Consider the following 21,379-nt stretch of genomic DNA (forward strand, 5'->3'; position numbering starts at 1 on the left):
TGTAGGGGCGGCGGTTCGGCGCTCCGACTTGCCCGCGAAGCGCCGCGCGGGCGGCGCTCGATCTCATGGGCACTAGAAATCTTTCGGCGAACTCTTGCCAGCCCCCACACAACCCCCTCGAAAGAAATAGCGCCTACACCCCCCGCGCCACCTGCCACAGCCGTGCGATATCCCCCGCCCGCGCCTCGAGCAGCGTCCCGGCCTCGGCACAAGCGCGCTCGAGCGTCATCGGCCCGCTGGTCACGGCGAACGCGGCATCGATGCCGTGGGCATACAACGCCTCGTAGCCCTCCCCCAGGGTGCCGGCAATCACCACCACCGGCACACCATGACGCTTGGCCACGCGGGCCACGCCCATCGGGGTCTTGCCGCGCAGGGTCTGGGCATCGAAACGTCCTTCGCCGGTGATCACCAGGTCCGCGCCCTGCACCAGCCCGTCCAGCCCAGCGAGCTCCGCCACCACTTCAACCCCGGGACGAAAACGCGCGCCCATGAACGCCTTGGCCGCAAAGCCCATGCCGCCGGCCGCACCGCAACCAGGAAACTCACGCACATCCTCCCCCAGCAACTGCGCGCAGTGGTCGGCAAAGTGCCTCAGGGCCTGGTCCAGCAGCAGCACCTGCTCAGGCGTGGCGCCCTTCTGCGGGCCGAAGATCGCCGAGGCGCCGTTGGGGCCGCACAAGGGGTTGTCGACATCCGCCGCTACCTCGAACTGCACCTCGGCCAGACGTGGGTCGAGGTCGCTGGCGTCGATGCGTGCCAGTTGCGTCAGGGCCAGGCCGCCCTCGGGCAATGCCTGGCCTTTGCTGTCCAGCAGCCGCAGCCCCAGCGCCTGCAGCATGCCGCTGCCCGCGTCGTTGGTGGCGCTGCCGCCGATGGCCAGCACGATACGCTGCGCACCTGCCGCCAGGGCTGCGGCAATCAGCTCCCCGGTGCCCCAGGTGCTGCTGCGGCAGGCATCGCGCTCACCGCTGGGCAGCAACTGGATGCCACTGGCCTGGGCCATCTCGATCACGGCGGTACGGCTCTGCGCCAGCCAGCCCCAGCTCGCCTCCACTGGCGCCCCCAGCGGACCGCGCACCACCTGGCGGCGCTGCTCGCCCTCGGTGGCCGCGACGATCGCCTCCATGGTGCCCTCACCGCCATCGGCCATCGGGCACTCGACACGCTCGGCCTCGGGCCAGACCTTGGCCAGCCCGGCGCTGATCGCCCGGGCGACACCGGCGGCATCGAGGCTGTCCTTGAACGAATCGGGGGCGATGACGACTTTCATGGGGAATCTCCTGGTCCTGTTAGCCCGCATGCTGACAGTTGTGCGCCAGAGCGGCCTCGGTCGGATGCACAAAACGCCCGACCGGTTGTTTGGGCAAATGCCTTCGCCCGAATCCCCAGGCTCACTCGGCAGGCAGCAGTTGCAAGCCCAGGTACAGGCTCAGCATCCCCTCCAGACGCAGCGGATCCACCTCGCCCAGTTCAGCGATACGCTCCAGTCGATAACGCAGGCTGTTGCGATGGATCCCCAAGGCATCGGCGCACGCCTGGCTTTGTCCGTCATGGGCGCACCAGGCGCGCAGGGTGGCGAGCAATTGCCCGCTGGCATCCTTGGCGCGGATGCGTTGCAGCGGTTCGAGCAATTCGTCCAGGGCGTCGTCATTGCGATGACGCCAGAGCAACGCCGGCAAGCGGTAGCGCGACAAACTCAGCACGCGCTCGCCGGGCACTATCTCGCGGCCATAGGCCAACAAGTCGCGGACCCGGCGATAACCTCGTCGCAACTGCTCCAGGCTCTGCGCCACGCTGCCCAGGGCCAGGCGCTGGACCTGCCAGCCATGGCGCTGCAAGCGTTCGATCAGGCGCACCTCGTCCAGCGCCACGGTTGCCGGGCGGCACCAGAGCAGCGATTGACGCGCCGGGCTGACGCACCAGCTGTCCGGATAACGGCTGCTCAGCCAGGCCGACAGGACTTCGCCCGGTGGGCCGCCCTCCAGCTCGAACAGGCAAGGCACCCGCGCCAGTTGCGGCTTGAGCCCCAGTTGCCGGGCTTCGTCCACCAGCCGGGGGGAATCGCCACTGCCGCCCAGCAACAGCGCCAATAGATCGTCGCAGCGCTGCCGGCGCCACTGCTGTTCGACCTGCAGGTGACGCTGGGCCAGGAGCATCTCGGCGGTCATGCGTACCAGCTCGCCATAGGTGCGCAGTTGCTGCGGATCGCCGGTCAGGCCGAGCACGCCGATCAGTCGGTCGTCGAGCATCAACGGCAGGTTCACCCCCGGCTGCACGCCCTTGAGGCACTTGGCCGCCTCGCTGTCGAGCTCGACGATACGCCCATTGGCCAGGACCAGTTGTGCCCCCTCATGACGAGTGTTGATGCGCTCTGGCTCGCCGCTGCCCAGGATCAGGCCCTGGCTGTCCATGACATTGACGTTGCACGGCAGGATCGCCATCGCCCGGTCGACGATATCCTGGGCCAGGTCGTGGTCTAGCTCGAACATGTGGGTTCCTTGCAGTGGCAGACTTTGTTCCGCAGCACAGCCGTGCGTGCCCTACGCTGTGCAAAAGCACAAAGACAGCGGCGCCCTGCTCGCCGAGACTCGTTTCAGGCGAGCGCCGGGACAGGCGCCGCGTGACAACCATAACAACAGAGAATTTCATCATGGCACACAGCCCTGCCCCTGACCAAGGCCAAGACCCCAGCCGCAATGCGCTGTACCGGCGCATCACCCTGCGGTTGATCCCGTTCATTTTCATCTGCTACCTGTTCAACTACCTGGACCGCGTCAACGTCGGTTTCGCCAAGCTGCAGATGCTCGACGCACTGAAGTTCAGCGAGACCATCTACGGCCTGGGCGCCGGGATCTTCTTCATCGGCTACGTGCTCTGCGGCCTGCCCAGCAACCTGGCGCTCAACCGCTTCGGCCCCCGGCGCTGGATCGCGGTGATGATGATCGCCTGGGGCACGCTCTCGACCTGCCTGCTGTTCGTCACCACGCCGATGGAGTTCTACGTGCTGCGCCTGTTCACCGGCGCCGCCGAAGCCGGGTTCTTCCCCGGCGTGGTCCTGTATCTCTCGCGCTGGTTCCCGGCTGATCGGCGCGGGCGCATCATGGCCCTGTTCATGTCGGCGATCCCGGTCTCGGGCCTGCTCGGCGGGCCGTTCTCCGGCTGGATTCTCGACCACTTCGCCGCCGGCCAGCACGGCCTGGCGGGCTGGCAGTGGATGTTCCTGATCCAGGGCTTGCCGACCGTGGCGCTGGGCATACTCGCGGTGTTCCTGCTCAGCGACGGCTATCAGAAGGCCGCCTGGCTGTCGGACAGCGAGCGCCAACTGATCGCCAGGGACCTCGCCGCCGATGCCGCGAGCAAGCCGAGCACCACCGGCGACAGCGTGCTGGCCGTACTGACCAACCCACTGATCTGGACCTTCGGCTTCGTCTACTTCTGCATCCAGAGCGGTGTCTATGCGATCAACTTCTGGCTGCCCTCGATCATCAAGAACCTGGGCTTCGACAGCCCGTTGCTGATCGGCTGGCTGAGTGCGATCCCCTACCTGCTGGCCGGGGTGTTCATGATCCTCGTCGGCCGCTCGGCAGACCTGCGCAACGAACGCCGCTGGCATCTGGTGGTGCCCATGCTGATGGGCGCCATCGGCCTGCTGATCGCGGTCAACTTCGCCAGCAACCCGACCGTGGCCATCCTGGGCCTGTCCATCGCCACCATGGGCGCACTGACTGGCCTGCCGATGTTCTGGCCGATGCCGACCGCGCTGCTCAGCGCCAGTGCCGCTGTCGCGGGCCTGGCGATCATCAACTCGGTGGGCCAGATGGCCGGCTTCCTGAGCCCGTATCTGGTGGGCTTCATCAAGGACCAGACCGGCTCGACGGACGCGGCGCTGTACTCGCTGGCGGGTGTGATCGTGCTGGGCAGCCTGGTGGCCCTGCGCGTGTCGCGCGCCGGGGCACTGAACGCCGCACGGGCCAACTGAGGCCTGCGGGCCGCGTGAATCAAGGCTGCTGGAACTGCCCCAGGTACCGTTCCAGCACCGCCTTGTCACCGCTGCCATCGCCCGCCACCTGCCACAGCCGCCGCTCGATGCCCTGGGCCAGCAGGTGCCCCACCGCCGCCTCGATGGCCGACAGCACGCACAACTGTGCCGGCTCGTTGGTGGTGTAGCCCACCTCCGCTTCGAGCAGTTTCTTGAACTCGATGAACTTGAAGACCCCGGCGCTGCGCCCCACCGAGTAGATGGTCTTGCTGGTCATCACGTTGGCCAGCACCTGCCCGGTGCGCACATCCACCGCACGCAGGTTGACCGTGACCTGGTCGACCCGATACTCGCGGGCGATGTCGATGCCCAGGTAGCGCGCGCCTTCACCGCCGCTGCGCACGTTGGTGTCGTAGGCGATGATGCCGCCCTCGAGCATCAGGTTGGCCGCCTGCAGCGGCGGCAACTCGCCCTGGATGTTCTCGGCCACGTCGGGCTTTTTCTGCGAGGCACGGATGATCTTGCGTTCGGTCAGCAGGTTCTGCAGCCCTTCGCGCTCGAGCACCACGAACCATCCGCTGGCGTTGAGGGCATCCATCAGCATGCTCGCCGCGCCCTGGGTCACGCTGGTGGAAAACGAACTGGCCGGGGTCGGCTTGTACTGCCCGGTCTGATCGCGGAAACCGTACACCACCGCCATCAGCCGGCCCTTGGGACGCGGCATCTTGAGCAGGTCGTAATAGGTCGAGGCACGCGGGGTCAGGGTCGGTGTTTCGGCGTCCTGCTCGGCAGGCATCGGTTCACGCAGGCCGCAACCTTGCAGGGTGGCGAGAATCAGCAGTGTGCTCAGCAGGCGTTTCATGGCATGTCTCCCCTGTTGGCCAGTCCCTCTCAGGGGTTCAGGCCGCTGACCTCGATGATCGAGATTTCCCCGGTGGCACGGTCGGTGACGCGGATGCTCAGGGCACCGGAGTCATCGATCACATCGACCAGGAACGAATCGGTGGCCAGGCTGCCGGCCCGGCCGTTGTTGATGTTGTCGAGCAACTGCGAGAGCAGCCGCGACTCGAGCTGGTTGCTGAAGCGTTCCAGGGCCGTGGTGCCGGAAAACGCCGAGCTGCGGCTCTTGAGGCTCGGGTCTTCGTGATCGTTCTGCGCCTGAGCGTTGTTGAGCAGCCAGGTGCCGTTGAGCGGGTTGCCACCGAAGGCCGGGTTGACCGGGGTGTAGACCAGCTCCGTGGCCTGCGCCCCGAAGGCCGTTGCCAGCAGGCAGGCGGCGATGCTGCGTGAAATGGCGGTGTTCATAGCTCGTCCCTCTCCAGATCGGTGGTGTCCTGCAGCAGACGTTGCAGCTTGCGCTGAATGATCTGCTGGCGGACCAGGTCGGCGGCCGCGATGGCCTCGTCGTTGAGCTGCGTGGTGTTCGGTGGCAGGAAGCGCCGGTACAGCACCTCGCGTTCGTGCTCCACGGTCACCAGGCTGCCCCAGCGCGCATCGGGTCGTTCGCGCACCACCAGGTTGAAGTCCAGACGGCTGGTGGCACGCAAGCGGTCGGTGAACACGGAGTAGAAGTCGTGGCCGATGTGCGAAATGGTGTTGTCGACGATGAAGCCCATCATTTCGTCCTCGCTGCCGGCCCGTGCCGCAGCCTGGGCCAGCGACAGCGCCAGGCACAGGGCGATGGCCAGGCGCTTCATGGCGCCTCTCCCGGGCCGCTGTGCCGACGCGGGCCAGTGCCGCTCTCGGTGAAGGCCTGTTCGGCGACGAACTGCCAGTCGCTGTAGTGCGCCAGCCCCTCGAACCCCGACCACTGCGCGCTGAAGCCGCTGCGCTTGATCGGCGCGGCCTGCGAGCGGCTGTACACCCCGGTGATTCGGCCGTCGATCGCACGCATCAGGCCCCAGTCCTCGCTGGCGCCGATCGGGTCGCGGTACAGCCGGCGGATATGCCGCTGCGGTGCCGGGAAGCGGTTATCCTCCAGCAGCTCGGCCAGATCCTGCGGGTACTGGGCCAGCCCCGGCGAGGCGCGGTAGTAGCTGCGCAGCGCCTGGGCGTACTGGCCGCCGACCCACAGCAGCTGGCGCTCGCGCTCGCGCTGGGCGCTGGTGGCCCACAACGTGCCGGTGGCGGCCAGGGCCAGGGTGCTGGTGGCGATCAGCAGCAACACGCCCAGGTAGGTGAAGCCGGCGTTACCACTCGGCATAGAGGCTGCCATCACGCGCCCTCCCCGTTGCCCCGCTCTTGATGTCGGCGACACCACCGGCCACCCCCTCGGGGGGTGGCACCAGCTGCCAGGCATCGCGGCGCTCGCTGACCGGATCGACCGGGGTGTTGCGCAGGTAGCGCTGCTCGACCAGTTGTTCCAGCGACTCGGGATAGCGGCCGGTGTCGCCGTAGTAGTGGTCCAGTGCCTCGCGCAACACGGCCAGGCTCTGGCGCAGGGTCGCCTCGCGGCTCGCCTCCAGGCTGTTGAAGTAGCGCGGCATGGCGATGGTCGTCAACGTCGCGATGATCGCCATCACCACCAGCAACTCGATCAGGGTGAAACCGCGGTTGCGTTTCATGGCCATCACCATTGCCCGTAGGGGGTGCCGTCCAGGCCCTTGCCCGGCGCCTTGGAGTACACATCGAACACGTCCTCGCCTTCACGCGGGTTGTCGGCGCTGCTGTCGTACGCGCGCAGGCCCCAGCCGCCCTGGTCGTCGCGCCGCGCCTCGCGCAGCGGATCGCGAGGGATGCGCCGCAGGAAATAGAACTTCGCGCCCTTGGCGCTGCGCACGTCGCGCACGCCTTCGACCAGCACCTCGAGGCTCGGTGGGTAGCCACTGGCGTTCAGGCGCTTCTCGATGTAGCCGGCGTCGAAAGCGCGCTTGTAGGCGTCGATGGCATCGCGGATCTGGTACAACGCCTCGCGCAACTGCTGCTCCTTGTTGCGCCGCACCAGGGTTTCGGCCATGGGCGCGGCCATGCTGGCGAGCAACCCGAGCAGCGCCAGGGTGAGCACCACCTCGATCAGGCTGAACCCCTGCTGGCGGCGTTTCATGGCCGCGGGCTCCGAGGCACCACCGCCATCTGCCCCTCGATCACCGGCGCAGCCTCGCTGGGGGTATCACTGGGCACGACATCGGCTGGCAGTGGCTGCGCCAGTTGGCGGACCTGCAGGGCCGACTCGGTGCCGGTGGCGAACTCCATGTCCGACGGGCTCTGGTAAGGCAGGTTACGCACGATGCGCGGGGTGATCGCCAGCACCAGTTCGGACTTGCTCATGTCATCCTTGTTGCTGCCGAACAGCCGGCCCAGCCCCGGAATGTCGCCAAGGCCCGGGATCTTGTTGCCGCTGGCGTTATGGTCGTTGCGCACCAGGCCTGCCAGTACCTGGGTCTCGCCATCGTGCAGGCGCAGGCTGGTCTGGGCGTTGCGGGTATCGACCTGGACCGGGATGGTGCCCTGACGGGTCGGCTCCAGCGGCGTGGCATTGCTCACTTCCAGCGCCACCTTGATCGCCACTTCGTTGTTCAGGTGCACGGTCGGCTGGACTTCGAGCTTCAGGCCGACATCGAGGTAGGTCACGCTCTCGGTAATGACCGGCCCCTGGGTAGACGGCACCGAGGTGGCGCTGATGATCGGCACCCGCTGACCGATGTGGATGCGCGCCTGCTCGCGGTTGCTGACGCGGATCACCGGGCTTGCCAGGGTGTTGATGTCCTTGTCCTGGGCGTTGATCTTGGCCTGCGGCGACGGGGATATGGTGATGCGGCTGGAGTTGATCCCGCGCAGCTGGTCGAGCACACCCACCGCGCTGCCGTCGCTGTTGATCACCCCGAAGGTGTTGGGCCATTGCAGGCCGAGGTCGAGGATGCGCGAACGCGCCACCTCCATCACCTCCACTTCCAGCACCACCTCGGGGTTGGACTGGTCCTGAGACTGCAGCAGCTTCTCGGCCATGCGCACGGCATCGGGGGTGTCGCGCAGGGTCAGGGTGTTGAGGCGCTCGTCGACGAATACATCCCGGGTCTTGAGCAAAGTCTTGACCATGTTCAGCGCGGTGTTGGCATCGATGCTGGTCAGGTAGAAAGTGCGCATGACCAGTTCCTGGTAGTCCTTGGTCTTCTGCGGCGAGTCGGGGTAGACCAGCAGGGTGTTGTCGTTGACGATCTTCTGGCGCAACTGGTTCTGCTCCAGCAGCAGGGCCACGGCGTCCTCGATACGCACCTCGCGCACGAAGATCGTCGCCTTCATGTCCGGGCGCAGATCCTTGTCGAAGATGAAGTTGATCCCGGCGACCTGGGCCAGCACCTCGAAGATGGTCTTGAGGTTGGCATCGCGAAATTCCAGGGTGACCGGGCGCTCGAGCTTGCTGCGCAGTTGCGGGAAGGGTTGGGCAGTACGGGCCTGGACGTTCTCGATGTCGCTGCGCAGGATCTGGCCCTTCTGGTTCTGCGGGTCCAGGCGCAGCACTTCGCGCATGTAGCGCTCGGCGCCGAACAGGTCGCCCTGGCGCAAGGCCGCCTGGCCGAGGGCAACGCGGTCGTCGAGGGTGCGGATCAGCTCCAGTTGGCGCAGCCCTTCCTGGGCGCGGCGATTGTTCGGCTCCAGGGTCAGGACCCGACCGTAGCCCATGCGTGCACCGGCGAAGTCGTGGCGCACGCGGTCACTGTCGGCCTGGGCCAGCAAGGCCTCGACCGCCTGCTGGCGACCGTGGGCCAGGGCGATGTTGAGTTCGGTGTCACGCGGATCTTCACGCAGGGCCTGTTCGAGCAAGGCGATCCCGGCTTCGTACTGGCCTTCCTTGATCAACTCGGCGCTGTCCTTGCGCGTGCCACTGGAGCCACAACCCACCAGGGCCACGCACAGGGCCAGGAGCATGAACGGGGCAGGCTTGCACAGCTTCGACGGTTTCATGGTGCGCTCCCCACAGACAAGGTCTGCGACTGGTGCAACGGCAGGTAGACCAGGCTCAGCTCGCTGGCCGAGACCCGGTCGAGGCGGTAGGTGTCCTCGATCACATCGCCCTGGCGCACGACGTAGAGCTTCTCGCCGTTCTGCAGGAAGATCTGCAGGTCGTCACGGTCGTCCAGGCGGCCGACGAACTGGAAAGGCAGGGCCGGGGCACTGGCGGCTACCGGGGCTAGCGGTGCCGGGGGGATGGGTTGCTCGGTGACGCTGGCCAGGGTCGGGGCGGCGGCCCAGCGCTGGGCGGGGAACAGGTCGCCGGAGGCGGGGGCAGTGCCGACGCCATCGCGGGACAAGCCCGCTCCCACAGCGGGCGTGTCATGCGCAGTTGCCTGTGTGGGAGCGGGCTTGTCCCGCGATAGCGACACCCCCTCCTCCCCGCCGAACCAGTGCCCCGGCGCCCACGCCAACAGCGCGCTCACACCGAGGAAACCCGCCCACATCACTACGCGCTGAGTGTTCATCACGACCTCGACAGGTAAAGGGTCATGCGCACGCGACCGTTGAGTTCCCGGTCACCAATGCGTTTGCGTTGCAGCTCCAGGTCTTCGAGCACCAGGGTCGGCAACTGGCCGAGCAGCGCCTGGAGAAAACCGCGGATCTGCGGGTAGCTGCCGCGCACCGGCAGGACAATCTGGTAGCGCACCAGCTGGGTCTTCGGATCGATACCCAGCGCGTACTCGCCGCGAGCCAGGCTGATGCGTTCGGCGCTGGCAAGGTGGTACAGGCGCTCGATCAGCGCGCTGGCCTGGGGCTGACCGGGCAGTTGCTGGCGCAGGCTGTCGAGGGTCTGCTGCTCGGGCTTGGCGGCAATCTTCAACTCGCCTCGTCCCAGGCGCTGTACCTGCACGCTGGCATCGGCCTCGCTGGCGCGCAATTCGCGCACGGCCTGCCACTGAGGCAACACCACGGCGACCGCCATGATCAGCGCGAGCACTCCGGTCAGCAGTGCGGCCAGCCCTGCCCGACCCATCGCGCGCAGGCGTTCATGAAGAATCAGGCTAGGGACGCGCATGACCGGTCTCCCAGGTGGCGGTGAGGTTGAAGCGCACCGGGTGTTCAGCCTGGCCGGCCAGCACTTCGTGGTTGAGCAGCGACACATCGCGCAGCTCGGCGCTACGCTCCAGGCGCTGGTGGTACTGCAGCATCGCCTCCAGGTTGCGAGCCTCGGCGCTGATGCGTACCTGGCCCTTGCGTGCATCCGGCGTCAGGGCCAGCAGCGCGACGTCTTCCTGGGGCATGGCCTCGAGCATGGCGAACAGTTGCTCCCAAGGCCGTTGCAACTGCTGCGAGACACTGCGCATCTGGGCCAGTTGCTCAGCCTGTTCGCGACTGGCGGCACTGGTCTGCGGCGCGGCGGTGGCCGGGCGCCGGCCGAGCTTGATTTCCAGCTCATGGACGCGACCGTCCAGCGCCAGTTGTTCGTGCTGCAACTGCTGGTGCAGTACCAACAGCAGCGCCACCACGGCACTGCCCAGGGCCAGCAGCGACCAGGCCAGTGCGCTGCTGCGCCGGGGTTGGAATTCCAGGTCGAGGCGGCGCATGTCAGGCCACCGCCCGCCACATGGCGTGCAACGGGTCAGCGTCGCCTGCCGCTGCGCACAATTGCACCGCGCCCAGTTCGGCGATGTCTGCGCGCCCTGGGGCATGCAGGTAGACCTGTGGCAGTGGCTCGCCGTACAGCTCGCAGGTGCGTTCGATCAAGGCCTTGAGCGCCTGGTCGCTGTCGGCGCAGCCCTGCGCCAGCACCTGCTGCCAGGCACCACCGGCAGCCAGCAACAGCACGCTGCGCCGGGGTTCGGCGAGGACGAAGAGAAAATCGCCCTGGCCCAGCTGCGCCGAGCAACGGTTATAGGCCGCCATCAGGTACGGCTGCACCGAACGCAGCTTCAGGTGGCTTTGCACACCCAGCGCCTGCAGCCCCTGCAGCAGGGCCTCGGGCAGCGCGGTGGCGATGCGCGCAGCACCGGCAGGCTCCGGTGAGAGCACGATGCGCCAGTCGTCCAGCGGCTGGCCGTAGAGGCTCTCGAAGCAGGCCCGGGCATAGGCCTGCAGCTCCCCCGGGTGGCCGATGGCATCGCTCCAGGGCACCAGGCAGAAACGGCTGTAGCGCGCCGACAGCACCACCCGCAGTGCCGCCCCCCGAGGTGCGTGCTCGGTTAGCAGTGCCGCCAAGGTGTCCAGCGCCGGCCCCCAGGCCGGCTGGGTGGCGTCGCAGGTGAAGTCGCGGCTGCCCAGCCATTGGTGTTGCCGCCCGTGCCACCGGCCCAGGCCGACACCCTCGGCACCGAGCACGGCGCAGTATCTGTCAGGATCACGCAATGAATGTGACACGGTTGATCTCCTCGAGTGTGGTACGGCCCTCGCGGACCAGGTCCAGCGCCGACGCGCGCAGCAGGCGCAAGCCGCGCTGGCAGGCCAGTTGCCTGATCTGCGAAAGCGGACGGCGTTCGACGATCATCTGCCGCAGGTCATCGTCCAGGTGCAGCAGCTCGGCAATCGCACTGCGCCCGCGATAGCCGCTGCCACGGCACTGGCCGCACCCCTGGGCACGGACGAAGCGCCAGCCGTCGATACGGTCGCGGGTCAGCCCGGAGGCAGCCAGCAATTCGTCGTCCGGGGTGTGCTCACGGGCACACTGCGGGCAGGCCAGGCGAATCAGGCGCTGGGCCAGCACGGCGTTGAGCGCCGAGACGAAGCTGTAGGGATCGACCTGCATCTGGCTGAAGCGGCCGATCACGTCGAACACGTTGTTGGCGTGGATGGTGGTGAACACCAGATGCCCGGTAAGGGCCGACTGCACGGCGATCTGCGCGGTGTCCGGGTCACGGATCTCGCCGACCAGGATCTTGTCCGGGTCGTGGCGCAGGATCGAGCGCAAGCCACGGGAAAATGTCAGGCCCTTCTTCTCGTTCACCGGTATCTGCAACACGCCGGGGAGCTGGTACTCCACCGGGTCTTCGATGGTGATGATCTTGTCCACGCCGTGGTTGATCTCGCTGATCATGGCGTAGAGGGTGGTGGTCTTGCCGCTGCCGGTAGGGCCGGTGACCAGGATCATGCCGTACGGTTCGCTGGCCAGGCGGCGCAGGGCGCGCAGGGTGTCGTCGGCGAACCCCAGCGCCTGCAGGCGCACACCGCTGACCTGGTCGGAAAGGTCCTGCTTGTCGAGCACCCGCAGCACCGCGTCTTCGCCGAAGATGCTCGGCATGATCGACACGCGAAAGTCGATCTGGCGTTCGCCGATGGCGACCTTGAAGCGGCCATCCTGGGGCACGCGTTTTTCGCCGATGTCGAGTTCGGCCATGACCTTGATGCGCGAGATCACCTGGTCGGCGAAAGCGCTGCCGCTGGCCTTGCCGGCGCCGTTGAGCACGCCGTCGATTCGGTACTTGATGGTCAGGCCCTGGCCGGTCATGCCCAGGTGGATGTCGCTGGCATGCAGCTTGAGCGCATCGTACAGCGTGGAGTTGACCAGCTTGACCACCCGGCTCTGGTCCTCGCTGATGCTGGTCAGCGACAGGCGCTGCAAGGCATCGCCTTCGACGCCGGTTTCGCCGTCATGGCCCAGGGCATCGACGGCGTGGAAGCTTTCTTCGTGGCGGGCAAGGAAGGTGGCAATGTCGGCGGCGTGCGCCAGGTACAGCGGCGCACCTTGCAGGCAATCGTCGATCCAGGCCAGTCGGGCGGGATCGAAGGGGTCGGCGAACACGCCGATCAGTTGACCGCCCTGCTCCACCATGACGAACTCGCGCTTGAGGCACTGGGCCAGGCTCACGCATTCGAAACGCGGCTGGCTGGCGAACAGGGCCTGGGTGTCGAGGCTCGGGTAATGGAGGGTTGTGGCCAGACGCTGGGTGAAGGCGGCCGGAGTATCGCAGGACAGACGCTCCAGGCAAGTGAGCAGGCGCTCGTCACCAGACGTGTTGCGGGCGCGGGCCAGCAGTTCGCGGGGGTATTGCAGGGCCCCCGCCAAAGGGCCGCTACTGACTGCATCAAAGGCTTCGGACATGGCCTGCGACTCCGCTCAGGGGCGCGTCGCAGGCTGAGGGAATGGCCGCGGGCGCCGCTATTCCCCGGTGAGCAGTTGGTCGTCGTCAGGTCCGGGCGGCTTGGCGCCGTTGCGTCGGCGTTCGGCCAGGACCCAGCTGCCATCGTACAACTGCAGGGGGAACGTCTGGTTCCTGCTCTGGCGTCGCTCGACGAACCCTTCGGCCGGATTGTCCGTCGCCCTGCGCTGGCGCTCGATGCCCATCAGGTCGAATACCGCACGGGCCAGTTCCGCCAGTGGGAACGGCTTGAACAGGACATGCGTGACACCCAGCTCGGCGGCGCGCTCACGGACCTCGGCGGTCGGGTGCGCAGTGATCAGCACGAAGTGGCACTGCCTGTTCCTGCGTACGGTCTCCAGAACCTGAAACCCCTCCATGTCGGGCAAGCGATAATCCAGCACGATCACATCCGGTGCCTGGCGCTGAGCCAGCTCGATCCCTTCGGCACCGTCGTGGGCAACATGGACGTCCAGGCCTTGCGCCTGCAGATACGCTTGCAGGTTCTGCGCAAGGGTCTGTTCGTCGTCGACTACCAAAACTCTGTTCACCAAGGTCCACTCCCATGAACTGCCCGGTTTCCCGGTCTGCGAAGTGCGGCCTTGTAGAGGCTTGAGCAGGCTTCGTGCCAGGCGTGAAAAGTCATGTCGCACCACGTGTAAGTCATTGATCTTGCTGTATCGACCCTATGACGCATGCCGGAGATTACCCACTTCCGGGGAGTCTGATAGCACTTTGCCTTGGAGCCATTCCCCACTGTTGGGGAACTGCCACTGTCGGGGCTCAGTCGGCGCGCTCCACGATAGCGGATTGGCGCAAACGTTGGCGCACCGATTGCCGCGCCTGGGCCTGCAACTGCGCGACAAGTGCATCCCTGGCCATGGCCAGGCCCTGTTCAGCTAAGACTGAAGCATTAGCACTTTGGTTCTGCTGGCCTTGCAGCTTTTCTCGGTGCGCCTGGTAGAACGCGGCGATCTCGCCCTGGCTGGGCTCATCGACCTGGCTCAGGCGCGCGTAGACCTGCTGGGCGGCCATCTCATGACGAGTGTAGTCAGCGAAGCTCGCCCTATCGAAACCCGCCTCAACCAGGCGCCGCTCGAACACCGCCGGGCTGCCGAAGGCCGCCTCGAGCTGGCCGACCTGGGCCGACACCTGGTCGTCGCTGACCGTGATGCCCTGGCGTTGTGCCTCCTGCCACAGCAGCTCCTTGTCGATCAACTCGTCCAGCGCCTGGTCGCGCAGGCGCTTGTACAGCGTCGGATTGCGGATGCTGGTCAACGCCCGCCCCTGGGCCTGAAGGTACTCGCTGAAATAGCCTTCCAGGCGCACGACGCCGATCTCCACACCGTTGACCCGCGCCACCGCGAGATCGGCACGGCTCGCCTGGGCAAGCGCCAGCAGCAGGCACAGCAGCAGGATACGCATGGCGGGTTCCTCTCAAGGCAGGTCTGGCAATGGGCGGTAAGGTGCGACGGTGCTGAATTCCGGCCCCGGCAAGGTGACCGCCACCACATGGGCGCCCGCCAGGCCCTGTCGACGTCCGGGCCCGAAGCCCAGCGGCGGGGTCAGGCCGGTGTCGATGTCGTGCAGTTGCTCCAGTACCACGCGCAATTGCTCGCGGCTGGCATCGCGCCCCACCTGCTTCAACGCCTCGACCAGCAAGCGCCAGGCACACAGGGCCCCGACCTGCACCGAAGCCTGCCGCGGATCCAGCCCCTGGCGCTGTTGCACACCGAGCAACGCAGCACGGCCTTGTTCGGTCCAGTCATCGGGCACGAACGGGTAGCTCAACCAGACACGCTGCGACCATTGCGGCGACAACTGGCCGACGGCACTGGCCACCTGGCCGGATGCAGCAAACAGATAGGGGCTGTGCCCTGCCGCCTGCAGCGTGGCGGCGAGTTCGGCAAAGGCCTGCGCCCGCCCGAGAAAGACGATGCCCTCGCCCGCGATTGCCTGCCCCTGGAACGCCTGCACGGGCCCAGGCGCCCAGCCCATCTGCACCAGACGCTGACGCAGGCGCTCGGCCGATGCCGACTGCCCGTCGCCGGCGTACACCACCTGCAGCGCATCAGGCGCCAGGCCCAGTGCGTCGCGCGCATGCCGGGCAACGCTGAGCAACTGCTGCACGGCGTCCGGCATCGGGTCGAACAGCAGCGCATTGCCGCCGCCACGCGGCGTACTGCCGATCATTGGCAGCCCCGCACGCTCCAGGGCGGTGCCAACGAGCAGCGGCGCCAGCGGTGCGACCAGGGCGAAGACCCGCTCCCGCTCGGCCAGGTACTGCAGCGCCTGGGTGCTACTGGCGGGGTCATGACCCGGGTCGGCGCTCACCAGTTGCACGCGCCGGCCATGCACGCCGCCCTGACGATTGAGCTGCTCGATGCCGTCTTCCAGTACCGCGCGCACCACCCGTCCTGCTTCGGCCAGCGGCCCGTCGTTCGGCAGCAGGGTGCCCAGGCGCAGGATGCCCTCCTCTACCCCCGGATCACGGTCCTCACCCAGCCGCTTGAGGTACGCGGTGAGGTTGCGCTGGTCGGCCAGGGTCAGGTCGAAACGCGGCATGGCCGAATCGAGGCGATTGCCGCCCGGATCGATGCCGCGCTGGATCGCCCGCGCCAGGCTGGCGTCATCGTAGGCCGGGTAGCGCCGGGCATTGCTCTGGCGCTCACCCTGCCCCAGGGCCAGGCGCTGCCAGTCCAGGTCAGGCGCACGCACGCCGCCCTCGGCACGGCCACGACCGTCATTGCCGTGGCAGCTGGCGCACGGCAGCACACTGGCCGGCACGCGCATGTCGCTGGCGCCGACCCGCGCGAACAATTGCGCATCGCTGCTGGAAAGCCCTTCGCGGTACAGCCGCCTGCCAGCGGCTTGCTCCGGCGTAAGGTCCAGCGCCTGCACCGGGCCGCAGAGGGCCAGCGCCACACCCAGCCACACCCGGGCCATTGCCGCACGGATGCCCATGGCTCACCGTCCCGCCAGCGGCTGGGCCAGCAGTTGCAGACGCTGGGCGATGGCCGCAGGGGGAGCGTCAGGTCGGATCTTGCTCCAGCGCTTGCCTGCCACGTCGCCGGCAATCAGCTGGGTGGAGTGCTGCTCGGGGCTGGGCAGGAACTGCCCCAACCGCCCCAGCACCAGGTCGACACGGGCCTTGTCGCCGGTCAGGAACAGCCAGTTCGGCCCGTCCACGCCCTGCTTCTCGGCGAAGGCCTTGAGCACCTCGGGGGTATCGTTGAGCGGATCGCTGCTGAGCGAGACGAAGGTCACCTGCGCCGCCAACTGCGGGCCCATCGCTTCGCGGACTTCGCGCAGCTTGCGGGTGATCAGCGGGCAGGCGTCGTTGCAGTGGGTGAAGATGACATTGAGCATCACCACCTTGTCCTTGAGCACGTCGCTGTAGAAACGCAGCTCCCGGCCATTCTGGTCCTTGAGCAGGGTGTCGGTGAACCAGGTCTGCGCATCACGGGTGCCTGCACCGCTGGCCATGGTCGGCGGCGCCGGTTGTGGCTGCGGGGTATGCCCTTCATGGGCCAGGGCCATCGAGGCGAAAATCCACAGGCAGGCGCCGAGGGTCAGCCAGTCGAGGCTGCGCATGCCACCGTGGCGGGAACTGAAGCTGCTCATGGCTGAACCTCCTGGCCGGCGATGGCGGTGCTCTTGGCATGGACCCGGCGGGCGCCCAGGCGATTGATCTCGGCGATCAGCACGTTGGGGTCGGTGAAGCCGTAGTAACGCGTCCAGTGACCGGTGCGCCCGTCACCGACCAGGATCAGCGGCGGATGCTGGGTCAGGTCGGCACTGAAGCTGCCCAGCCCCTTGAGGGTTTCGCTGATCGCGTAGGGCGAGCCAGTCAGCCAGCTCCAGCCCGGGCCATGCTGGAACGCCTTGGCGTAGCCCAGCAGGCGACTGGAATCGTCACGCTGCGGATCGACGCTGATCGACACCAACCGGATCTCCTCGCCCACCCGGCCGCCCAGTTGTTGCTGGACCTTGCTCATGATCGAGGACACCACCGGGCACACGGTGGTGCAGCTGGTGTAGATGAAGCCCATGACCACCAGGTGCTCGCCGACCAGGTCCTTTTCCAGTCGCACCGGCATGCCGTTCTGGTCGAGCAGCGAGACATCGGCAAAGCGCACGCTGGCCTTTTCCTGGCGCGCCACAGGCGCCGGTTCAGGCTTGCCGCCATGGTCGTGGCCGCCATGGGCGAAGGCCAGGTGGCTGGTCAGTGCCAGGCTCAGGGCAAGCAGTCCGGCGGCATGATTGCGGTTCATCGAACACTCCTGGATTCCCCTTGGGAAGCGGTGGACGCTGCGGCGGGCAACACGCGCAGGCTGGTGTAGTTTTCTTCGGCGAAGCGGCGCCCGAGGGTGGGCGACTGCACATGCAGGTACCAGGCACCGGCCTCGCCCAGCTGCAGCGAGGCCTGGTAGACACCCTCGCCCATGTCCTGGAACGGGACGCTGCGCGGCAACGACGAGGGCGCGAGGAAGTAGCGCAGGCTCAGGTCGCTCAGCCCGACGCGCGGCGTGCCGTCGTGACCGAGGATGCGCACCCGGGCGATGAAGGGGCGGCCCTGCAGGTGCGGCTGGTCGGTGCCGATGAATTCGGCATGCACGCCCTTGCGTCGGCTCGCCTGCGGCAGCGCGGCCACCTCGGTGCTGAAGCAATGGATGATCTGCGGCTGGTTGAGCAGAAAGGCCACATCGAAGGTGCCGGCCGCCGGCATCTTCACGGTCGAGCCGTACACCCCCGGTGCGAGCTCGCGCAGACTGCGGTCGATGACCATGGCCGCGCGCGCCTGATGGCCACGGTTGTTGTAGCCGGACATCGGCGCATTCATGCCCTCGGCGTAGAAATAGGTGGTGTTGTCCACCGGATTGACCACGAACACCGAGTTGTCGTCCCGCGACACGCTCACCCCTTGGGCCAGCGGCAGGTCACCTGCCTGGCGCGGCGCAGCGGGTCCGGCCTCGAAGCCCTGGACGATCGGTGTGCGCCCTTCGCCGAGGCTCGACAGGTTGATCATGCTGACCTTGGGCGAGGCCAGGCCACGCACATAGGCATAACCCTTGGTGAAGGTCAGCTGGTAAGGCTCGGCGGCCACCGGAATACGGTGGATCAGCGTATCGGTGCTCGCATCGATCACCAACGCCTGGTTTTCCAGGGTGTTGAGGACGATACCGTAGCGCCCGTCACCACTGAAGCGCATCGGCCCCAGCCCCTGCTCGGCCTTGACCGTATGGCGCAGTTGATGGCTGCGCGCATCGATCACCCGCACCGTGCCCTCCTGGCCATCGACCACATAGACCGCCTGGGACAACGCCGAGTAGCTCACCGACAGTGGATGCGGGCCGACCTCCAGGGTCTTGAGCAGGCGCATGTCGGCGATGTCGATGACACTCAGGGTGCCGCCGTCGCGGTTGCTGACGAAGGCGAAGCGCGAGTCGCCGCTGAAGGCGATCTCATGATGGCCGGAGCCGGTGGCGAAGGATTTCAGCGTGCTGCGGCTGGGCACATCGATCACGGTGACCCCTCCCTTGGCTGGGTCCGCGCTGTTGTTGCCAACCCACAGGCGTCGCTGGTCCGGTTGCAGGGCGACGCGCACCGGCTGTTCGCCGGCCTCCAGCAGGGCCGTGCGGCGGAAGGTCTCGGTATCGATCAGCGCCACCTGGCCGCGCTCGGGCAGCGAGACGAACACCTGCTTGTCGTCGCTGCTGGCCGCCCAGTCCATCGGCCGCCCCGGCAGGTCAATGCGCGCCAGGGTACTGGTGACACCGCCCACCGACACCGTCGGGTCGATCACGGTGAGGCTGGCATCCTTGTTCAGCACCAGCAGAAAGTAACTGTTGAGGTCGAGCAACGGCCGTGCGCCGATGCTGCTCTTGAGAAACAACGCGACCCGCGCCTTGCAACTGCTGTCGCGATCGCCCGGTGGCGCCGACTGCGCCGGATCGAGCCAGGCCCCCGGCGCCATGCCCGACAGCGGTCGGCCGCTGGCCTGGTCGCTGAGCTTGAACCGCACGTTGGCGAAGCTGCCTTCACGCAGCTCGCCGCCGTCCATTGCCCGCGCCTCGAACTCTACGGTCACGCCCTCGCGGCTGAGCCGATGCAGGGCCTGCGGGTCGGCAGGCGCCTGCAGCAGTTCGCGGGGATCGCACCAGAGTTTCTCGTAGGCGACACCCAGGCCGATCAGCGCTACCCCCAGCAACAGCCCCAGGTAGGCGGGGCGAGTCTTCCTGTTCATGCGCGGTCCCCTCTTGCGGGATATGAGCACTCCCTGAGGGCAAAGCAAGCGTCATGCCATTGAGAAAACTCAGCAAAATCAGAATCTTATGAACAACACGGCAGCGACATCCATGTCCATCCCCCACCCGATTCCCCGATGCTGGGGCCTGGCTGAACGCTCAGGGCGCCGCCGTCACCGCTACGCCCTTGGCCTGGTCAGGGGTCACCACCTGGCTGAGGTCGATGTGACGAAAGTCCGGCTTGGCGCCCAGCCGTGCGTTGAAGCGCACGTTGAAGGTGAACGGATCGTCGGTCGGCACATCCAGCGCCTGGCCGTATGTGCGGGTGACGGCTGCGGCGTCATAGCCGAGCAACTTCAGCAGCGTAGGGTAGATGTTGTAGTGGCTGGAGGCGTTGCGGTTCTGTGCCAGGTGCGCCTGCCAGTCCAGGGCCTTGACGCCCTCGCCCTGAATCACCACCAGCGGCACCAGCCCCTCCTCCATCACCGGCTCGCTGTCGCAGTGAGTGTTCAGGCCCGGATTGCCGCGTTCATGCAGGTCCTGCCCATGGTCGGAGGTATAGATCAGCACCGCCTGGCTCAGGTCGGCCTCGGCGAACAGGCGGCGGAAGAACTCACCCACGTTCCAGCCCAGCGTATTGCGGTACGCGTTGCGATACAGCACCCAGTCTTCGGGGCGCCCATCGAAGCCTTCACGCGTGCCGGTGTCGGCCACATCGGTGAAATGCCCGCGCGGCAATGCCGGCTGGTAGGTCAGGAAGGCGTCGGGGTATTTGTCGTGCACCGGGAAATGCGCGCCAACCTTGTTGATCACGATCAGTTGCGGCTGGCCATCCTTGAGCAGGCTGACCAGTTGCTCCAGCGCCGCCATGTCGCGCTGCACCACGGGAGTGTCATCGAACTGGACGAAGCGGTCGATGTCGCGCTTTTCGTTGTCGTCCATCAGGTTCTGCAGGTTGCCACCGGTGCGCTGGGCATCGATGTACACCGTGCCCAGCCCCGCACGCTTGGCGTATTGCCAGATCGACGGCTGGGTCGAGTTGATGCGCAGGTAATCGCTGCGGGTGCCGCCATAACGCAGGGTGACGTTGGTGTCGGCGCTGCAGTTGGCCACCGAAGCGGCGTAGCCGTAGTTGAAGATACTCACCCCTGGCTGCGGCTGCAGCAGGTGAGTCGCCACGCCTGCTGGGGTATTGAGGTCCAGGTAGTTGCCCGAAATGCTTTCGTCGATGATCAGCACGATATCGCGCGCCATCGGCTTGCCGGACTGCGCCAGGCTCACCGGCTCGCGTGGGCCGACACGGTCGTGCAGCGCCTCGTAGCCGAACAGGCTCAGGTAAGCCAAGGGTGTGTACATCACTGGCAGGCCACGGGCACCCTCGCCGGCGCGGATGAACAGCACGCCGATCAGCAACGCCAGCGCCAGAAACGGCGCGACAACCGGCACCAGGCGCGGCAAGCGCGGCACAGGGCCCGGCCGCAAGCCCACACCCAACAGCACAAGCAGCGCGCTGAACGCCGCCAAGGTGATTGCATAGTGGTACTGCTCCAGTGCTTCCTGGATGAAGCCACCGGCATACACCATGGACACGAACGCACTATAGGTGAGGTAGGAATCGGTGATTCGCAGATAAGCATCGAAGAACAGCGCACTCACCGCAAAAGCCGCCGCCAGCGCCCAGCGCAGCCAAGCCGGGCGAATCCACGCCGCCAGCAGCAGCCCCACCACCAGCACCCCGGCCACGCCCAGGTAAAGCAGCAACGGCAGGCCAAGACCCAGTGCTTCTATCCGCTCCCGGTAATAGCCATGAAAGCTCGCCAGGTAGATGAACAGCAGGGCCAGCTTGATCCATCCGCGCATGATTCGACCACTCCGGTCATGGGTTTCCATTCACACCGTAGCAGTCCTGAAACAAATCACAAGGCGAAAATGTCAATTTTCCGGCGATATCGCAACGCCATATTCTGGCGCAAAAAACGTAACGCGGTTGAGACGCTCTATCGTCATAAGCCCGCATTATACGCGGCCTGCAACCGTTCATCAGTTCGTCGAACGGCCAACTGCCAGTAGCTTTCAACGCTAAACCCCGGATTGACAAAGGGTTGATGGCCAGTGGCCGTTTTGCTTGGCGTCTGTAAATGCGACGA

22 protein-coding genes are annotated in these 21,379 nt (G+C 66.7%); 1 reads left to right on the top strand and 21 read right to left on the bottom strand.

Annotated elements, in window-relative coordinates; all coding sequences use genetic code 11:
* Positions 1 to 133: 133 nt before the first annotated feature.
* Together ACPZMI_RS10840 and ACPZMI_RS10845 are read right to left on the bottom strand one after the other, a co-directional pair.
* The gene (locus tag ACPZMI_RS10840; protein ID WP_426352210.1) at positions 134 to 1,273 is read right to left on the bottom strand and encodes a glycerate kinase; all 1,140 of its coding nucleotides are present in this window, start codon (positions 1,271 to 1,273) and stop codon (positions 134 to 136) included.
* A gap of 121 nt (positions 1,274 to 1,394) precedes the next feature.
* Entirely contained in the window at positions 1,395 to 2,492 is a 1,098-nt protein-coding gene (locus ACPZMI_RS10845; RefSeq protein WP_186665274.1) for a sugar diacid recognition domain-containing protein, read from the bottom strand.
* Between the two features lie 161 nt (positions 2,493 to 2,653).
* On the opposite strand from ACPZMI_RS10845, the gene ACPZMI_RS10850 reads away from it, so the two are divergent.
* Positions 2,654 to 3,982, top strand: a complete 1,329-nt coding sequence (locus ACPZMI_RS10850; RefSeq protein WP_186711612.1) for an MFS transporter — start codon at positions 2,654 to 2,656, stop codon at positions 3,980 to 3,982.
* Positions 3,983 to 4,001: 19 nt separating this feature from the next.
* On the opposite strand, the gene ACPZMI_RS10855 is transcribed toward ACPZMI_RS10850, so the two are convergent.
* From ACPZMI_RS10855 to ACPZMI_RS10945, 19 genes are all read right to left on the bottom strand, one after another.
* Complete coding sequence (locus ACPZMI_RS10855) at positions 4,002 to 4,844, bottom strand: CsgG/HfaB family protein (RefSeq protein WP_186665278.1); 843 nt, start codon at positions 4,842 to 4,844, stop codon at positions 4,002 to 4,004.
* Between the two features lie 29 nt (positions 4,845 to 4,873).
* Positions 4,874 to 5,287, bottom strand: coding sequence for a curli assembly protein CsgF (locus tag ACPZMI_RS10860; protein WP_186665280.1), 414 nt, complete (start codon positions 5,285 to 5,287; stop codon positions 4,874 to 4,876).
* Positions 5,284 to 5,679 carry a curli production assembly/transport protein CsgE gene (csgE, locus tag ACPZMI_RS10865; RefSeq protein WP_186665286.1) on the bottom strand — a complete coding sequence of 132 codons (396 nt, stop codon included), beginning with the start codon at positions 5,677 to 5,679 and terminating at the stop codon, positions 5,284 to 5,286. Before csgE ends, ACPZMI_RS10860 begins: the two co-directional genes overlap by 4 nt.
* Positions 5,676 to 6,197, bottom strand: coding sequence for a type II secretion system protein (locus tag ACPZMI_RS10870; RefSeq protein ID WP_186665288.1), 522 nt, complete (start codon positions 6,195 to 6,197; stop codon positions 5,676 to 5,678). Before ACPZMI_RS10870 ends, csgE begins: the two co-directional genes overlap by 4 nt.
* Complete coding sequence (locus ACPZMI_RS10875; RefSeq protein WP_426352211.1) at positions 6,172 to 6,546, bottom strand: type II secretion system protein; 375 nt, start codon at positions 6,544 to 6,546, stop codon at positions 6,172 to 6,174. Before ACPZMI_RS10875 ends, ACPZMI_RS10870 begins: the two co-directional genes overlap by 26 nt.
* 5 nt (positions 6,547 to 6,551) lie before the next feature.
* Positions 6,552 to 7,025, bottom strand: coding sequence for a type II secretion system protein (locus ACPZMI_RS10880; protein WP_186665292.1), 474 nt, complete (start codon positions 7,023 to 7,025; stop codon positions 6,552 to 6,554).
* Entirely contained in the window at positions 7,022 to 8,884 is a 1,863-nt protein-coding gene (locus ACPZMI_RS10885) for a secretin N-terminal domain-containing protein (protein ID WP_426352212.1), read from the bottom strand. The genes ACPZMI_RS10880 and ACPZMI_RS10885 overlap by 4 nt, the downstream gene beginning before the upstream one ends.
* The gene (locus ACPZMI_RS10890; protein ID WP_426352213.1) at positions 8,881 to 9,399 is read right to left on the bottom strand and encodes a hypothetical protein; all 519 of its coding nucleotides are present in this window, start codon (positions 9,397 to 9,399) and stop codon (positions 8,881 to 8,883) included. The genes ACPZMI_RS10885 and ACPZMI_RS10890 overlap by 4 nt, the downstream gene beginning before the upstream one ends.
* Positions 9,399 to 9,950, bottom strand: a complete 552-nt coding sequence (gene pilO, locus ACPZMI_RS10895; RefSeq protein WP_186665298.1) for a type 4a pilus biogenesis protein PilO — start codon at positions 9,948 to 9,950, stop codon at positions 9,399 to 9,401. Before pilO ends, ACPZMI_RS10890 begins: the two co-directional genes overlap by 1 nt.
* Positions 9,937 to 10,479, bottom strand: a complete 543-nt coding sequence (locus ACPZMI_RS10900; protein ID WP_186709635.1) for a pilus assembly protein — start codon at positions 10,477 to 10,479, stop codon at positions 9,937 to 9,939. Before ACPZMI_RS10900 ends, pilO begins: the two co-directional genes overlap by 14 nt.
* Position 10,480: 1 nt before the next feature.
* Positions 10,481 to 11,269 carry a hypothetical protein gene (locus tag ACPZMI_RS10905; protein ID WP_426352214.1) on the bottom strand — a complete coding sequence of 263 codons (789 nt, stop codon included), beginning with the start codon at positions 11,267 to 11,269 and terminating at the stop codon, positions 10,481 to 10,483.
* Complete coding sequence (locus ACPZMI_RS10910; RefSeq protein WP_186709632.1) at positions 11,250 to 12,947, bottom strand: GspE/PulE family protein; 1,698 nt, start codon at positions 12,945 to 12,947, stop codon at positions 11,250 to 11,252. The genes ACPZMI_RS10905 and ACPZMI_RS10910 overlap by 20 nt, the downstream gene beginning before the upstream one ends.
* 57 nt (positions 12,948 to 13,004) lie before the next feature.
* The gene (locus ACPZMI_RS10915; RefSeq protein WP_186665306.1) at positions 13,005 to 13,538 is read right to left on the bottom strand and encodes a response regulator; all 534 of its coding nucleotides are present in this window, start codon (positions 13,536 to 13,538) and stop codon (positions 13,005 to 13,007) included.
* Positions 13,539 to 13,767: 229 nt separating this feature from the next.
* The gene (locus tag ACPZMI_RS10920) at positions 13,768 to 14,409 is read right to left on the bottom strand and encodes a SurA N-terminal domain-containing protein (RefSeq protein ID WP_426352215.1); all 642 of its coding nucleotides are present in this window, start codon (positions 14,407 to 14,409) and stop codon (positions 13,768 to 13,770) included.
* A 12-nt stretch (positions 14,410 to 14,421) separates the two neighbouring features.
* Positions 14,422 to 15,930: an ABC transporter substrate-binding protein gene (locus ACPZMI_RS10925; RefSeq protein WP_426352222.1), complete on the bottom strand. Its 1,509-nt coding sequence runs from the start codon at positions 15,928 to 15,930 to the stop codon at positions 14,422 to 14,424.
* 21 nt (positions 15,931 to 15,951) lie between these two features.
* Entirely contained in the window at positions 15,952 to 16,608 is a 657-nt protein-coding gene (locus ACPZMI_RS10930; RefSeq protein WP_426352216.1) for an SCO family protein, read from the bottom strand.
* The gene (locus tag ACPZMI_RS10935; RefSeq protein WP_426352217.1) at positions 16,605 to 17,258 is read right to left on the bottom strand and encodes an SCO family protein; all 654 of its coding nucleotides are present in this window, start codon (positions 17,256 to 17,258) and stop codon (positions 16,605 to 16,607) included. Before ACPZMI_RS10935 ends, ACPZMI_RS10930 begins: the two co-directional genes overlap by 4 nt.
* Entirely contained in the window at positions 17,255 to 19,231 is a 1,977-nt protein-coding gene (locus ACPZMI_RS10940) for a YncE family protein (protein ID WP_426352218.1), read from the bottom strand. Before ACPZMI_RS10940 ends, ACPZMI_RS10935 begins: the two co-directional genes overlap by 4 nt.
* 160 nt (positions 19,232 to 19,391) lie before the next feature.
* Positions 19,392 to 21,092, bottom strand: a complete 1,701-nt coding sequence (locus tag ACPZMI_RS10945; RefSeq protein WP_426352219.1) for a sulfatase-like hydrolase/transferase — start codon at positions 21,090 to 21,092, stop codon at positions 19,392 to 19,394.
* Positions 21,093 to 21,379: the final 287 nt, after the last annotated feature.

The sequence above is a fragment of the Pseudomonas wayambapalatensis genome (assembly GCF_049942315.1).
GTDB lineage: Bacteria > Pseudomonadota > Gammaproteobacteria > Pseudomonadales > Pseudomonadaceae > Aquipseudomonas > Aquipseudomonas wayambapalatensis.

Coding starts and splice junctions, on each gene's coding strand:
- ACPZMI_RS10940 (WP_426352218.1), bottom strand. CDS start 19,231: ATGAACAGGAAGACTCGCCCCGCCTACCTGGGGCTGTTGCTGGGGGTA.
- ACPZMI_RS10900 (WP_186709635.1), bottom strand. CDS start 10,479: ATGCGCCGCCTCGACCTGGAATTCCAACCCCGGCGCAGCAGCGCACTG.
- ACPZMI_RS10890 (WP_426352213.1), bottom strand. CDS start 9,399: ATGAACACTCAGCGCGTAGTGATGTGGGCGGGTTTCCTCGGTGTGAGC.
- ACPZMI_RS10840 (WP_426352210.1), bottom strand. CDS start 1,273: ATGAAAGTCGTCATCGCCCCCGATTCGTTCAAGGACAGCCTCGATGCC.
- ACPZMI_RS10910 (WP_186709632.1), bottom strand. CDS start 12,947: ATGTCCGAAGCCTTTGATGCAGTCAGTAGCGGCCCTTTGGCGGGGGCC.
- ACPZMI_RS10925 (WP_426352222.1), bottom strand. CDS start 15,930: ATGGCCCGGGTGTGGCTGGGTGTGGCGCTGGCCCTCTGCGGCCCGGTG.
- pilO (WP_186665298.1), bottom strand. CDS start 9,950: ATGCGCGTCCCTAGCCTGATTCTTCATGAACGCCTGCGCGCGATGGGT.
- ACPZMI_RS10860 (WP_186665280.1), bottom strand. CDS start 5,287: ATGAACACCGCCATTTCACGCAGCATCGCCGCCTGCCTGCTGGCAACG.
- ACPZMI_RS10850 (WP_186711612.1), top strand. CDS start 2,654: ATGGCACACAGCCCTGCCCCTGACCAAGGCCAAGACCCCAGCCGCAAT.
- ACPZMI_RS10930 (WP_426352216.1), bottom strand. CDS start 16,608: ATGAGCAGCTTCAGTTCCCGCCACGGTGGCATGCGCAGCCTCGACTGG.
- ACPZMI_RS10945 (WP_426352219.1), bottom strand. CDS start 21,092: ATGCGCGGATGGATCAAGCTGGCCCTGCTGTTCATCTACCTGGCGAGC.
- ACPZMI_RS10855 (WP_186665278.1), bottom strand. CDS start 4,844: ATGAAACGCCTGCTGAGCACACTGCTGATTCTCGCCACCCTGCAAGGT.
- ACPZMI_RS10935 (WP_426352217.1), bottom strand. CDS start 17,258: ATGAACCGCAATCATGCCGCCGGACTGCTTGCCCTGAGCCTGGCACTG.
- csgE (WP_186665286.1), bottom strand. CDS start 5,679: ATGAAGCGCCTGGCCATCGCCCTGTGCCTGGCGCTGTCGCTGGCCCAG.
- ACPZMI_RS10885 (WP_426352212.1), bottom strand. CDS start 8,884: ATGAAACCGTCGAAGCTGTGCAAGCCTGCCCCGTTCATGCTCCTGGCC.
- ACPZMI_RS10845 (WP_186665274.1), bottom strand. CDS start 2,492: ATGTTCGAGCTAGACCACGACCTGGCCCAGGATATCGTCGACCGGGCG.
- ACPZMI_RS10880 (WP_186665292.1), bottom strand. CDS start 7,025: ATGAAACGCCGCCAGCAGGGGTTCAGCCTGATCGAGGTGGTGCTCACC.
- ACPZMI_RS10875 (WP_426352211.1), bottom strand. CDS start 6,546: ATGAAACGCAACCGCGGTTTCACCCTGATCGAGTTGCTGGTGGTGATG.
- ACPZMI_RS10920 (WP_426352215.1), bottom strand. CDS start 14,409: ATGCGTATCCTGCTGCTGTGCCTGCTGCTGGCGCTTGCCCAGGCGAGC.
- ACPZMI_RS10870 (WP_186665288.1), bottom strand. CDS start 6,197: ATGGCAGCCTCTATGCCGAGTGGTAACGCCGGCTTCACCTACCTGGGC.